The organism is Mycolicibacterium litorale (assembly GCF_010731695.1).
In the GTDB taxonomy this organism is placed as follows: domain Bacteria; phylum Actinomycetota; class Actinomycetes; order Mycobacteriales; family Mycobacteriaceae; genus Mycobacterium; species Mycobacterium litorale.
In genome coordinates this window covers 3506251-3518540 of the sequence record NZ_AP022586.1, presented here as the reverse complement: position 1 = coordinate 3518540, position 12290 = coordinate 3506251, and the positions used below count along the sequence as shown (strand labels likewise).

Annotated in this window: 10 protein-coding genes; 1 reads left to right on the top strand and 9 read right to left on the bottom strand. The window is 68.3% G+C overall.

Translation table 11 applies throughout. From position 1 onward, the window contains the following. Positions 1–14: 14 nt before the first annotated feature. Genes G6N30_RS16695 through G6N30_RS16680 form a run of 4 tightly spaced genes read right to left on the bottom strand, consistent with a single transcriptional unit; the run spans position 15 to position 4781 of the window. Positions 15–1040 (bottom strand): NAD(P)/FAD-dependent oxidoreductase, encoded by a 1026-nt coding sequence (locus tag G6N30_RS16695; protein ID WP_134054637.1) that lies wholly within the window; start codon positions 1038–1040, stop codon positions 15–17. Further along, the gene (locus G6N30_RS16690; protein ID WP_134054635.1) at positions 1037–1540 is read right to left on the bottom strand and encodes an isoprenylcysteine carboxyl methyltransferase family protein; all 504 of its coding nucleotides are present in this window, start codon (positions 1538–1540) and stop codon (positions 1037–1039) included. Before G6N30_RS16690 ends, G6N30_RS16695 begins: the two co-directional genes overlap by 4 nt. Next, a complete protein-coding gene (locus G6N30_RS16685; RefSeq protein WP_134054633.1) occupies positions 1540–2667 on the bottom strand; it encodes a type III polyketide synthase in 1128 nt (375 codons plus the stop codon). Before G6N30_RS16685 ends, G6N30_RS16690 begins: the two co-directional genes overlap by 1 nt. Continuing rightward, a complete protein-coding gene (locus G6N30_RS16680) occupies positions 2589–4781 on the bottom strand; it encodes an MMPL family transporter (protein WP_134054631.1) in 2193 nt (730 codons plus the stop codon). The genes G6N30_RS16685 and G6N30_RS16680 overlap by 79 nt, the downstream gene beginning before the upstream one ends. 109 nt (positions 4782–4890) lie before the next feature. Here G6N30_RS16680 and G6N30_RS16675 point away from each other — a divergent pair, with 109 nt between their 5' ends. Continuing rightward, positions 4891–6228 carry an adenylate/guanylate cyclase domain-containing protein gene (locus tag G6N30_RS16675; RefSeq protein WP_134054629.1) on the top strand — a complete coding sequence of 446 codons (1338 nt, stop codon included), beginning with the start codon at positions 4891–4893 and terminating at the stop codon, positions 6226–6228. Here G6N30_RS16675 and ppk2 read toward each other — a convergent pair. The 5 genes from ppk2 to car all read right to left on the bottom strand — a co-directional run bounded on the left by ppk2 (position 6225) and on the right by car (position 12186). Beyond that, positions 6225–7103, bottom strand: coding sequence for a polyphosphate kinase 2 (gene ppk2, locus G6N30_RS16670; RefSeq protein WP_134054627.1), 879 nt, complete (start codon positions 7101–7103; stop codon positions 6225–6227). The two genes, G6N30_RS16675 and ppk2, sit on opposite strands and share 4 nt — an antisense overlap. A gap of 74 nt (positions 7104–7177) precedes the next feature. Beyond that, complete coding sequence (locus G6N30_RS16665; RefSeq protein ID WP_134054625.1) at positions 7178–8041, bottom strand: PDDEXK family nuclease; 864 nt, start codon at positions 8039–8041, stop codon at positions 7178–7180. Then, the gene (locus G6N30_RS27350) at positions 8022–8153 is read right to left on the bottom strand and encodes a hypothetical protein (RefSeq protein ID WP_264007041.1); all 132 of its coding nucleotides are present in this window, start codon (positions 8151–8153) and stop codon (positions 8022–8024) included. Before G6N30_RS27350 ends, G6N30_RS16665 begins: the two co-directional genes overlap by 20 nt. Beyond that, positions 8150–8620: a hypothetical protein gene (locus tag G6N30_RS16660; protein ID WP_179965472.1), complete on the bottom strand. Its 471-nt coding sequence runs from the start codon at positions 8618–8620 to the stop codon at positions 8150–8152. Before G6N30_RS16660 ends, G6N30_RS27350 begins: the two co-directional genes overlap by 4 nt. Before the next feature lie 35 nt (positions 8621–8655). After that, positions 8656–12186: a carboxylic acid reductase gene (gene car / locus G6N30_RS16655; protein ID WP_134054621.1), complete on the bottom strand. Its 3531-nt coding sequence runs from the start codon at positions 12184–12186 to the stop codon at positions 8656–8658. Between the last annotated feature and the right edge of the window lie 104 nt (positions 12187–12290).

The following is a 12290-nucleotide window of genomic DNA, read 5'->3' as shown; positions in this document are numbered from 1 at the left end:
GCGCGTAGTAGCGGCTATCGCGGTCCCTGCGCGAGCCGGTTCACCAAGCCGGTGAACACGCCCGGAAACGCGTCGGCCGCCGGAACGACGGCGCGGCGCAACGGTGCCGAAGTGCTCGCCTGCAGGATTCCCGCGGTCAGCAGCCGGTAGCGCCGGGTCACCTGCCGCCATCGCCGGTCGTAGTCGTCGGCGCGGCCTGCGGCGATGCAACCGACCAGGAGTTCGGCCGTGGCGAACGCGATGCCCAGCCCCTCTCCGGTCAGCGCGTCGATGTAGCCGGCGGCGTCACCGACGAGGAGCACGCGGCCACAGCTAGGCCGGCTGACCTTCTGGCGCAGTGGCCCCGCTGCCATGTCGGGTCCGTGCGGGTATCCGGCTACCCGCCTGCGCAGGCCCGGGAATTCGTCGAGATGCTGGTCGAATCCGCCGCGACGTGACGTCAGCACCGCGATACCCACACAGTCGTCGGCGACCGGTGTCACGTACGCCTCCGCGTCGTCTGCCCAGTGCACTTCGACGTGGTCGGTCCAGGGCGAGATCCTCACGTGCCGGCGGATTCCCCACCGGCGCGGACCGCCGACCGGCTGCTCGAGAGCCAGAGATCGGCGAATCGGTGAGTGCAGCCCGTCCGCGGCGGCCAGGTGGCGCGCGCGCAGATCGCCCATCCGGACCGACGCCGAGTCCTGGTGCACTGTGCAGATATCCGTGTGCAGGAATGCTATTCCGGCTTCGGCCGCCGCCTCCAGCATGGCGGTGTGCAGGGCTGTCCGGCGCACACCGCGGCCGGGCCCTGCCCGGAAGGGCGCATCGGCACACCGGTCACCGTCGAGGTAGCGGATGCCCCGCAACGGCACCCCCGGCGGATCCACCCCGAGGCGGCTCAGATGCTCCACCGCATGGGGCATCAACCCTTCGCCGCAGGCCTTCTCGATCGGTCCGCGGCGCCGTTCGACCACCACGACGTCGAGGCCGGCCGCCGCCCCGTGCAGTGCGGTCGCGAGCCCGGCCGGGCCGCCGCCGGCGACCAGCAGGTCGATCACGCCAGCCTGGCCAGGGCGGCGTCCTCGACGCGGATCCGCGTCCGCAGCAGGAGGGCGTTGAGCACAGTGAACGACAGCGACGTCATCCACGCGCTGTGGACCAGCGGTAGGGCGGCGCCCTCGACGGCCACGGCGACGTAGTTGGGGTGTGCCAGGTATCGGTACGGGCCGGCGCTCACGCGCGACGCCCCGGGAACGACGATGACGCGGGTGTTCCACTGGCGTCCCAGAGTGCCGATGCACCACCAGCGCAGACCCTGGGCCGCCAGCACCGCCGCCAGCATCGGCCTGCCCAGCGCCGGGACGTAGGGCCGTCGCCGTGCATAGACCTCGATGAGGCATCCCGCAAGCAAACCGGTGTGGAGCGCGATCATCAACGGGTAGTGCCGAGCCCCGTACTCCGTGCCGCTGTGTGCCCGACTCCATGACAGATTGCGGTGGGACACAACCAGTTCAGCGAGGCGCTCCAACGCCACCGCGATGATGAGGCGCCGGTACATCAGTGCCAGCGCAGCAGCACGAGTTCGGAACAGAATCCCGGCCCCATCGCCATCAGGAGTCCGGGGCTTCCCGACGGCGGGCGTTTGGCGATCGTGTCGCGCAGGACGTGCAGCACCGACGCGGACGACAGGTTCCCGACGTCTCCGAGGGAACGCCAGGTCAGCTCGAGGGCGTCGTCGGGCAGATCGAGGGCGGCGGTGACGGCCTCGAGGATCTTCGGGCCGCCGGGATGGCTCACCCAGGCGGCGATGTCGGCGATCGTGCATCCGTGCATCGCCAGGAACTCGGTGACGTCATCGCTCAGGTACTGCTCGATCACCGCAGGCAGATCCGCGGAGAGCACCAACTGGAAGCCGGCGGCACTGATGTCCCAGCCCATCGTGCTCAGCGAGTCGGGATAGAGATGCGCACGCGAGTCCACGATGTCCGGGCCGGCAGCGGCGATCCGTTCGGCGCGGCGTTCACCGACCGCCACGACCGCGGCCGCTCCGTCGCCGAAGAGCGCACTGCCGACGAGGGTGGCGATGGTGGGTTCGGTCCGGCGGCCCAGCGAGCACAACTCCACCGCCAGCAGCACCGCGACGCCGTCGGGGGCACCGCGCAGGTAGTCGTTGATCCGGCCCAGTCCGGCGGCGCCGGCGACGCAGCCCAGGCCGAAGATCGGTACGCGCCGCACATCGGGGCGCAGGCCCAGGCGCGCGGCGATGCGCGCGTCCAGTGGCGGCACCGCGAGGCCGGTCACCGTCGTGGTCATGATCAGGTCGACGTCTGCGGGTTTCAGTCCCGCTTCGGTCAACGCACCGTCGACCGCTGCGCAGCCCAGATCGACGGCGTGCTCGATGAAGTGGTCGTTGGCCTCACCGAAGTCGGTCATCGTCGCATAGGCCTCGATCGGCAGCACGAGATGGCGATTGTTGACCTTCGCGCTGACGTGCAAACTGCGGACCAGGTCTTCGAAGGGCCGCCAGCCGGGACTGTCCAGCAGCGCTTCGGTGACTTCGCTCTGGGTGTAGCGCCGGGGTGGTAGTTCCCCGCGGACGCCGGCGATCACGCTTGTGGCAGACACACTTTGGAAACGAGGGGGCGCGTCGATCGGTTCAACCGTGCCGGTCCCCACCAATTCCATTGGCCCATCAGGTGCATGAACGCCGGCAGTAACACCATCCGGACCAGCGTGGCGTCGACGAGCACGGCCAGTGTGAGGCCGAGGCCGAACATCCGCATGAACGACACATTCGCCGCCACCAGCGCCGCGAAGGAGATCGTCATGACCAGCGCGGCGGCGGTGACGACGCGGCCGGTATGGGCGATGCCGAGTGCCACGCTCTCGTCGTTGCGCACGCGAGGCGGACGGGCGTCACCGTCGGCGCCCGACGCCAGCCAGAACTCGCGGATCCGCGAGACCAGGAACACTTCGTAATCCATCGACAGGCCGAACGCGATGCAGAACAGCAGCACCGGCACATTGGCGACGAGCGTCCCCGTCGGCGTCGTCCCCAGCGCACCGAGGTGGCCGTCCTGGAAGATCCACACCATCGCCCCGAACGCGGCGGTCAGCGAGAGGGCGTTGAGCAGCAACGCTTTCAGTGGCAGCACCACACTGCCGGTCAGCAACAGCAGCAGCACGAACATGATGGCGGCGATCAGGCCGAGCACGACCGGCAGCCGCGAGGTGATGGCGTGCACGCTGTCGCGGTTGGCCTGCGCGGTGCCGCCGATGTAGACGGGTCGGTCGCCGGGGCGGGGGACCGCGTGCAGCCGGTCGAGCTGAATATCCGATCTATCGGAGAACAGCGGGGCCGAGCTGTCGACAGTCAGCAGAACGCTGCCCTGCTCCTCGCCGGTGACCGACACGTTGACGACGTCGGGTGCGCGCGCCAGTTCGTCCGCGTAACGCTGGATCTCGCTGCGTGGCAGCCCCTTTGCGTCGGGGATGACGACGGACACGCCGGTGGCCGAGTTGCCGGCGAAGTCGGTGCGCAGCTGGTCGCCCACCTGGCGCGCGGATGCGGACGGCGGCAGCACACGGTCGTCGGGAAACCCCCACTTCACACCGAGGAACGGGGCGCCCAGGGTGAGGAGCAGGACGACGACGCCCACCCCGATCGGCATCGCCCGGCGCATCACGAACGTCGTCGACCGGTACCAGAACCACTGTTCGACGGAACGACGCACCGGCTCGGGACGGCGCAGCACGCGTCGCGCGAGGCGCCGGACGTCGAGCGCGTCCAACCGGTGGCCCAGCACAACGATGGCCGCGGGTGTCAGCACGACCGCGGCCAGCGCGGCGAACGTCACGGTGGCGACACCGGCATAGGCGAAGGACTTCAGGAAGTGCATCGGGAACAGCGCCATGACGCTCATCGACAAGCCGACCGTCGTCGCGGAGAACACCACCGTGCGGCCCGCAGACACCATGGTCCGGGTGAGCGCGCTGTCGCGGTCGGCGCCCTCGGCCAGCTCGTCGCGGTATCGGCTGATGATGAGCAGGGTGTAGTCGATCGCCAGGGCCAGGCCCATCGCCGCGCTCAGGTTGAGCGCGAAGATCGACACGTCGGTGAACACCGTGACGGTGCGCAGGACGGCGAGGGCGCCCACGATGGCCAGCCCGCCGACGGCGACGGGCACCGCGGCGGCGAGCAGACCGCCGAACACCCAGACCAGCACGAGGAAGCTCAGCGGGATCGCGATCGACTCCATGAGGAGGAGGTCATGCTGGGACTGTGTGGTGATCTGTGCGTTGACCATGGCGACGCCGCCGGAGCGCACGGTGACCTCGCCCCGGTCGCCGGTGATCTCGTCGGACAGCGCCTTGGCGTGTTGCTGAGATCCGGTCTCCCCGCCGGTGATACCGGCGATGATCAGGCCGGCGCTGCTGTCGGTGCTGATGAGCTCGGTTGCCGCGGAGGGCGGGACCGTCCAGGGGGAGGTGACCGAGGAGACGTGCGGGGAGCGCCGCAGCTGGTCGACGATCGCCGTGCCGACGTCGCGGGCGGCCGCGCTGCGGTAGCCGTCGGGTGACTCGACCACGATCAGCATCTGGACGTCGCCCTGACCGAACTTCTCGGAGAGCAGGCGCGCCGCCGCTGATGATTCGGAGGTCGGATCCTCGAACCCGCAGGCGCACAGCGTCTTCGCGACGGGGATGCCGAAGACGGCCGCGGCGACGGCCAGTGCCGCCGCAACGGTGAGGACGCCACGCGGCGCGCTGATGGCCAGCCGTGCGATGCGTTCCAGCACGTCGTCCTTTCGGCTCGGGCGGACAGGGCCCTACCGGGTGATACGAGGGCAGGCGCCGGATGGTTCACAGTCGCTGACGCGGATGTCGCGGTCGTGCCATGCTCGTGCCATGGCGTCCGCCCCGGAGACGCTGTACGCGCGGGATGGCGACGCCCATCTCGCGTATCAGGTTGTCGGTGACGCGGGTCCGGACCTGCTCTTCGTGCCGACGGCGACGTTCCCGATCGATCTGCTGTGGGATGAACCCACCGTCGCCGGGCACCTACGCCATCTGGCGTCGTTCAGCCGGCTGATCCTGACGGATCTGCTCGGCACCGGGAGTTCCGATGCCGTGCCGATCAAGGACCGCCCGGCGATGCAATCGTGGGCGGACGGGCTGGTGTCGGTGCTCGACGCGGTGGGCAGCGAGTCCGCGACGGTGTTCGGGATGTCGGAGTCGGGGCTGCCGGTGCTGCTGCTCGCGGGCAGCCATCCGCATCGGGTGCGTTCGCTCGTGCTGTGCAGTCCGTTCGCGCGGTATGTGCGTGGCCCGGACCATCCCGTGGGGATGCCCGAACCGGTGTTGGCGAGGTATCTCGACGTGGCCGCGCAGGCGGTGGGCAGCGGCGCGGTGGTGGACCGGCTGGCGCCCAGCTGGTCGGGCGACGCGGCGAAGCGGCGGTGGTGGGCGCGCAACGAGCGGCTGGCCGGCGGTCCCGCGCATTTCCGGGCGATTCTGGAGCTGTTCCTGCACACCGATATCCGGCCCGCACTGGGCAGTGTCCAGGCGCCGACCCTGCTGCTGCCTCGGCGCGGTGACCGGCACGTCCGTCATGACCATGCGGTGGACATGGCCGGCCGGATCGCGCATGCGCGGCTGGTCGAGCTGGATGGCGAGGACAACGCGTGGTTCGCCGGCGATGCGGACCGTGTGGTCGACGAGATCGAATCGTTCGTCACGGGCGGTCGCGCGGTGCCGCAGTCGAACCGGGTGCTGTCCACCGTGCTGTTCACCGACATCGTGGGCTCCACCGAACTGGCCGCGGCCCTGGGCGACGATCAGTGGACGGCGCTGCTCGCCGCGCACGACCGCATCGTCGAGCGTGAGGTGAGCGGTGCGCGCGGTGCGGTCGTGAAGTTCACCGGGGACGGGGCGCTGGCGACATTCGACGGTCCGGCGCGGGCGATCCACTGTGCGCGGGCGATCGGCGAAGGGGTCGCCGAGCTCGGCCTCAGGATCCGCACCGGGTTGCACACCGGCGAGGTGGAGGTGGCCGACGGCGACGTCCACGGCATCGCGGTGCACATCGCCGCGCGCATCATGGCGCTCGCGACGCCCGGGGAGGTGCTGGTGTCCGGGGTGGTGCCGCCGCTGGTGCTCGGATCGCGCATCGAATTCGCCGACCGCGGCCGCCATGAGCTCAAGGGCATCCCGCAGCGATGGCCGGTCTTCGCGGTGCGGGATTAATCGGCCAGCGCGCGGCCGACGATCAGCGGATCCGGCTCGCCGACGACGTCGCAGTCTTTGTCGTCGTAGTCGAACTTCGAGAGCAGGAAGCGCATGGCGTTGATGCGTCCGCGCTTCTTGTCGTTGGTGTTGACGACGATCCACGGTGCGTGGTCGGTGTCGGTGGCAAGGAACATCTCCTCTTTGGCGCGGGTGTAGTCGTCCCAGCGCCTTGCCGCTTCGATGTCCATGTCGGAGAACTTCCAGTGCCGCAGCGGGTCGACGAGCCGGATCGCGAACCGGGTGCGCTGCTCGGCCGGAGACACCGAGAACCAGAACTTCGTGAGGTGCAGGCCGTCGTTGACGAGCATCTCCTCGAACACCGGCGCCTGGCGCATGAACTCCGCTTGCTGCTCTTCGGTCGCGAAGCGCATCACCTTCTCGACGCCGGCGCGGTTGTACCAGGACCGGTCGAACAGCACGATCTCACCGGCGGTCGGCAGGTGTGCGACGTAGCGCTGGAAGTACCACTGCGACCGCTCCTGCTCTGTCGGCTTCTCGAGTGCGACCGTGCGCGCATAGCGGGGATCGAGGTGTTCCATGAACCGCTGGATGGTGCCGCCCTTACCTGCGGCGTCGCGGCCCTCGAATATGATCACGTGGCGCGCGCCGGTCCGCTTGCTCCACCGCTGCACCTTGAGCAGCTCGATCTGCAGTTTGCGCTTCAGCCACTCGTATTCGGCGCGGGGCATCCGCTCGTCGTAGGGGTAGCGCTCTCGCCAGGTCTCGATCGGGTTCCCGGCGCGGTCGAGCAGGACGGGATCGTCGTCGTCATCGTCGCGGACGGTGTAACCGTGGTGGGCGGTCGACAGCGCCTCGAGGTCGATCTCGGTCATAGCACCACGTGTAGCAGAAAACGGTAACGCGGACCTGTCGCTGGCAAGGTGCTCGCACCGGATGCAGACGCTGACTACGGCAGCGACACTTCCCGCCACTCGATGCCATACCGAGCTTCGTAGAGCTCGCGTAGGCCGCGGTCAACCGAGGTGGCCGCGACCATACGTCGGACCCGATCAAGCGCAATGCGTTTCGAGACGGCCAGCAGTACCCAATATTTGGCCGCTTGCAGGAAGCCGACATCATCGTGCGGGCCTATCGTCGGCTCGACCTCGATGACTACGTAATTTCCGTCTTGATCCTTCATGAGCAGATCCACCCGGTCACCTGTGGCGAAGCGAATTTCGTCGCCAAGGCGTTCTGATAGATCCTCCGAGAGAAAGGTGAGTCGTTCCCCGACCGCTGCGACCGGATCATTCTTGATCTTGGCTTTGATCGCTGCGTGGATAGGACCCTCGCCACCGCCACCCCCGATTGAGCGGCCGGAGCCTCCGGTTCGGGTTGGCAACGGGGCAAGGCCTGGCGTCGGGTCGGCTGTCGGGTCGAACTCGCGGTTGGCCTCGTCGGAATCTACGAGAACCAATCGGAAGTAGGGATCCGGATCGAATGCGATGCCTGGAACGCTCCGTTGCAGGAGGGCGTAAGTGAATCGAAGGACGTGTGTGATGCTTGCCTTGCTCGTCTGGCCATCGCGGGACAATTCACTCCAGAGTGTCGCGATCATGCGGCGCGAAATGGTCGTCTGTTGGTCCACGGAATGGCCTTCCGCGGAGCGGCGATGGATGTGAGTGTCTGAAACTCCGATGATGTAATTCGGCACGTTGCGGCTGAGGGTATAGACGGGTGTGCTGGCTTCCATCCATTGCCGCGATCGGTACTGCACCTCCGCCCAGACGTTGTCGGCAGATCGCTTCTGCTCACGCGAAGATTCGCTCAAGACCTAGCCTTCTCGAAGGTGTTGAGGGCAGGACGCGATCGTCGTCGTCATCGTCGCGGGCGGTGTAACCGTGGTGGGCGGTCGACAGCGCCTCGAGGTCGAACTCCGTCACGTGGCGGGGGTGAGTCGGATGGCCGCAAGGCCTTGCCGCGCCGCGGCGACGAATTCGTCCTTCGACGGGACGTTGTTGTCGCGGAATTTCAGGCCCATCATCTGCTGTGCCTTCTTGGCGCCGTAGGACGTCGCGACGCGGTGCACGATGTCGGCGACGGCCTCGGGGTCGTTGATGAGCTGACCGTGCATGTGGGTGGTGCGGCCGTTGTGGAGGACGTCGGCCGGGGCGCCGTCGCCGAAGTTGTGCTTCCAGCCGGCCTCGAGGATCGCGTAGAGCTCACCGTCGAGGTGGTGGGCGCTAACGGGGACCGAGTACCGGCGGCCCGTCTTGCGACCGGTGAAGCTCACCACCATGAACTGCTTGAGCACGGCGCCCAGCGGCGTACGCAGCGCGAACCGCAGCGTGGGGTTGACGACCTTGAGCAGCGCCGGCGGAGGGTGGGCGGCGTCGATGTTTCCGGCCATGGCTTCCACGGTAGACGGTCGACACCCCCAGGGGACTAGAGCAGCCCGAGCAGCTCCAGGTCGGTCAGGTACTTGACGATCACCGGCGCCGACAGGTGCGGGATGTCTTTGTCCGGCCCGATCTTGGCCTCCTGCACCGCGGCGCGGAAGTGATCGGCCGGCGCCAGCGAGCCGTTGATCGGGTGCTCGGGCTTCTGATAGTTGTGGATCAGCGGCAACAGCGATGCTTGGCGCTGCTTCTCCGGCAACGCCCGCAGCGCGGTCTCGAACCGCTCCAGCCACGCCGCGTACCCAGGCACCCGCGTGATCGGGTAGCCGGCCTCGATGAGCCAGTCGACGAAGGTGTCCAGGCTGATGGCGTCGTCGTGGGGGTTCATCACGTGGTAGGTCTCGAACCCCTCTTGCACCGCGGCGCCGAGCGTGGAGATGGCGTCGGCGATGAATTCGACTGGTAGACCGTCGAAGTGGGCCCGCTGGCGGCTGCCACCCGCATCCAGCTCGTAGAACGAGTTCGGGGCAATGCCGGTTGCGGCCAGGCTCAGCATCAGGCGGGTGAACATGTCCGGCACGTTCAGCTGCCCGGCGTAGCTGGTGTCGGCCATGATCATGTCGCAGCGGAACACCGACACCGGCAGGCCGGCCAGGTCGTGCGCTTCGCGCAGCAGGACTTCGCCGGCCCACTTGCTGTTGCCGTAGCCGTTGGCGTAGCTGTCGTCGATGCTGCGGGTGGCGCTGATCTGCCGGATGTCGGCGTCTTCGACAAAGCGGCCCGGTGCGATGCCGTCCCCCACGCCGATCGTCGAGACGTAGACGTACGGTTTGATCCGCGTGGTCAGGGCGACGCGGATGAGCTCGGCGGTGCCGACGACGTTCGGCCCGAACAGCTGCCGGTAGGGCAGCACGTGGTTCACCAGCGCCGCGGGATCCACGATGAGGTCGACGGTGTCGGCCAGTCGCTGCCAGTCCGCGCGGCGCAGACCGAGGTCGGCCTCGCCCTTGTCGCCCGCGAGCACCTTGAGGTGGTCGGCCGCGAGTTCCCGATAGTGGGCGAGCAGGTTCGGGTCCCCGCTGTCGAACGTCGCGTCCAAGCGGGCGCGCGCGCCGTCGTCATCCTTGGCGCGGACCAACGCGATGACCGTGCCGCCGACGAGGTTCATCCGCTCCAGCCACTGCAGGGCGAGATACCGGCCGAGGAACCCGGTGGCGCCGGTCAGCAGCACCGTGCGGATCTCGCCGCTGGGTCCGGGCAGGTCCGCTGCGGCCGCCAGGGTGGTCGCGTCGAGGAACTTGTCCAGCGTCAGGTCTCTCGCGTGGACCTCGGTGGCGTCGCGGCCATGCACTGCGTCGTAGGTGGGCCGCTTGGCGCCGCCGGTGCGCTGCGCCTCGATGTAGGCGGCGATGGAGGCGAGGTCGCTGGCCGGGCTGACGATCACGCCGACCGGCACGTCGACGGCGAAGATGTCGTGCAAGAGATTCGCGAATGTCAACGCAGACAAGGAATCTCCGCCGAGATCGGTGAACGCGGTGTCCGGTGCGGTGTGGGCCGCGGCGGCGCCGAGCAATGCTTCGGCGGCCCGGGTGACCGTCTCCAGCACGGGTCCGTCGGCGCCGTTCTGCCGCAGCTCGCGCAGCACCTCGGCCTGGCTGTCGGCCAACTCCGTGTAGAGCCCTTCAAGAGCGGGCCCGTAGTACTCCTTGAGTTGCGGGCGGGCCAACTTGCGGATGCCGGTGAGCAGGCCGTTCTCGAGAGTGAACGGGCGCGTCTCGACCAGGAAGTCGCGGGGGATCTCGTAGGACTGCAGGCCGGCCTCGCGTGCGACACTCTGCAACGCCTCGCTCAGCAGCGATTTGACCGCGTCGACGTCGCCGCCCACGCTCACCAGCGCGTCATCGGTGGGCACGATCACCGCCAGCACGTAGGAGCGGGCGCTGTTGCCGTAGACGAAGATCTGACGGATCGACGGGTGGCCGCCGTAGACGGCTTCGAGTTTGGAGACCGTGACGAACTCGCCCTGCGAGAGTTTGAGAACGTTGTTGCGGCGGTCGACGTACTGCAGTTGATCGGGTCCGGTCTCGGCCATCACGTCGCCGGTGTGGTACCAGCCGTCGGCGTCGAAGAGCTCGGCGGTCACGTCGGGCCGCTTGTAGTAGCCGGGGATGAGATTGGTTGACCTGAGGTACAACTCACCGCGTGGGTAGGGCCGGTCGGTGGTGAAGTAGCCCAGGTCCGGCACGTCGACCAGCTTGTAGTCGGTGACCGGTGGACGCTGGACCCGCCCGTCGATGAGCGTGACCCCTGCCTCTGTGGCGCCGTAGCCGTCGACCAGGTGGACGTCGATGAAGTCCTCGACCCAGGCACGCAGTTCCGGTGACGTCGGTGCGGAGCCGGTCATCGCCGCGAATTGCCGCCCTCCGATGAGGTTTTCGCGCTTCTCGGTCATCACCTCGTGCTCGACGGCGTCGCGGTTCGCGCCCGCCGGGCTGTTAGCGAGCCGCTTCTCGACCTCGCTCTGGACCTCCTGGAAGAGCATTTCCCAGATCCGCGGGACGAAGTCGAGCCGCGTCGGGCGTACGAGCGCGAGATCGTCGAGCAGCGTCGACAGATCGCTGCGGGCGGCGAAGTAGGCGGTCCCGCCGACGCCGAGCGTGGAGTACAGGATGGTCCGGCCCATCACGTGGCTGATCGGCATGAAGTTCACGGTGATCGCCGGCAACCTGTCGTCGGCGTCCCAGTCGGGAGTGAACCACCTGCGCCAGCAGCCCGCCACCAGGCGGTCGGTGTACATGGCACCCTTCGGCGCGCCAGTGCTGCCGGAGGTGTAGATCAGCAGCTGCAGGTCATCCGGGTTGCCACGGTGGATCTGCAGCTCGTCGATGCCCGGCCCGCCCAGTGCGATGACGTCGTCGAGGGTCTCTACGGTCAGGTGTCGCGGGCGGAGCCGAGCGGTGGCGGCGTCGAACGCCTCGCGGTGGTCGTTGACCTGCGGGTGGAAGTCGAACACGATGAACCGCTGCGGTGCATGAGCGGTGAGCGCGAGTTCGACGGCGTCGCTGAGGTCGTCGATGCTGGAGAGGATCGCCACGGGCTCGGTTTCAGCCACGATCGGGTGCAGCTGGGTCAAGGGTGCACTGGTCTGCAGCGGCACCGCGACGGCTCCGGTCAGCGCAAGGGCCATGTCGACGATGGCGTAGTCGGCGCTGATGAAGCCCAGCGTGGCGACCCGGTCACCGGGGCGGACGGGGTTGCCGGCCAGCGCGTGGGCGAGCGCCTGCACCCGTCCCCAGGTCTCCCGGTAGGTCAGTGTGTCGAAGCGCGGCTGCAGTTCGGTGACCGTCCGGCCGGTGGCGTCGGTGACGTATTTCACCGCGCGCTGGCCGAGGGCGGGGCGGTCGGCGTAGCCGGTCATGATGGTGCGGATGACGTCCGTGAGCCGGACGTCGGGCCCGTTGAGGCTTTCGGTGATAGTTGGATCAGGTTGGGCGGCAACGAGTTGCGCGTCGTGTGAGGTCAGCTGGTCGAAGCGGCGGAGGAGCCGCGCTTCGCGCTCGTTGGCTGGAGTTGGCATGGGGACGCTCCCGTGGACGATCGGTGACGGCTTCTGTGGTCGTCACTTTGAACAACGAGCGTCCGTAGTGGATCTAGTCCTGGGAATGTGCTGTGGGGTCGCTC

Bases quoted from the DNA above. Each gene is read 5' to 3' on its own strand.
- G6N30_RS16675 (WP_134054629.1), top strand. From the start codon at position 4,891: ATGGCGTCCGCCCCGGAGACGCTGTACGCGCGGGATGGCGACGCCCAT.
- G6N30_RS16685 (WP_134054633.1), bottom strand. From the start codon at position 2,667: ATGGAATTGGTGGGGACCGGCACGGTTGAACCGATCGACGCGCCCCCT.
- G6N30_RS16660 (WP_179965472.1), bottom strand. From the start codon at position 8,620: ATGGCCGGAAACATCGACGCCGCCCACCCTCCGCCGGCGCTGCTCAAG.
- G6N30_RS16690 (WP_134054635.1), bottom strand. From the start codon at position 1,540: ATGTACCGGCGCCTCATCATCGCGGTGGCGTTGGAGCGCCTCGCTGAA.
- car (WP_134054621.1), bottom strand. From the start codon at position 12,186: ATGCCAACTCCAGCCAACGAGCGCGAAGCGCGGCTCCTCCGCCGCTTC.
- ppk2 (WP_134054627.1), bottom strand. From the start codon at position 7,103: ATGACCGAGATCGACCTCGAGGCGCTGTCGACCGCCCACCACGGTTAC.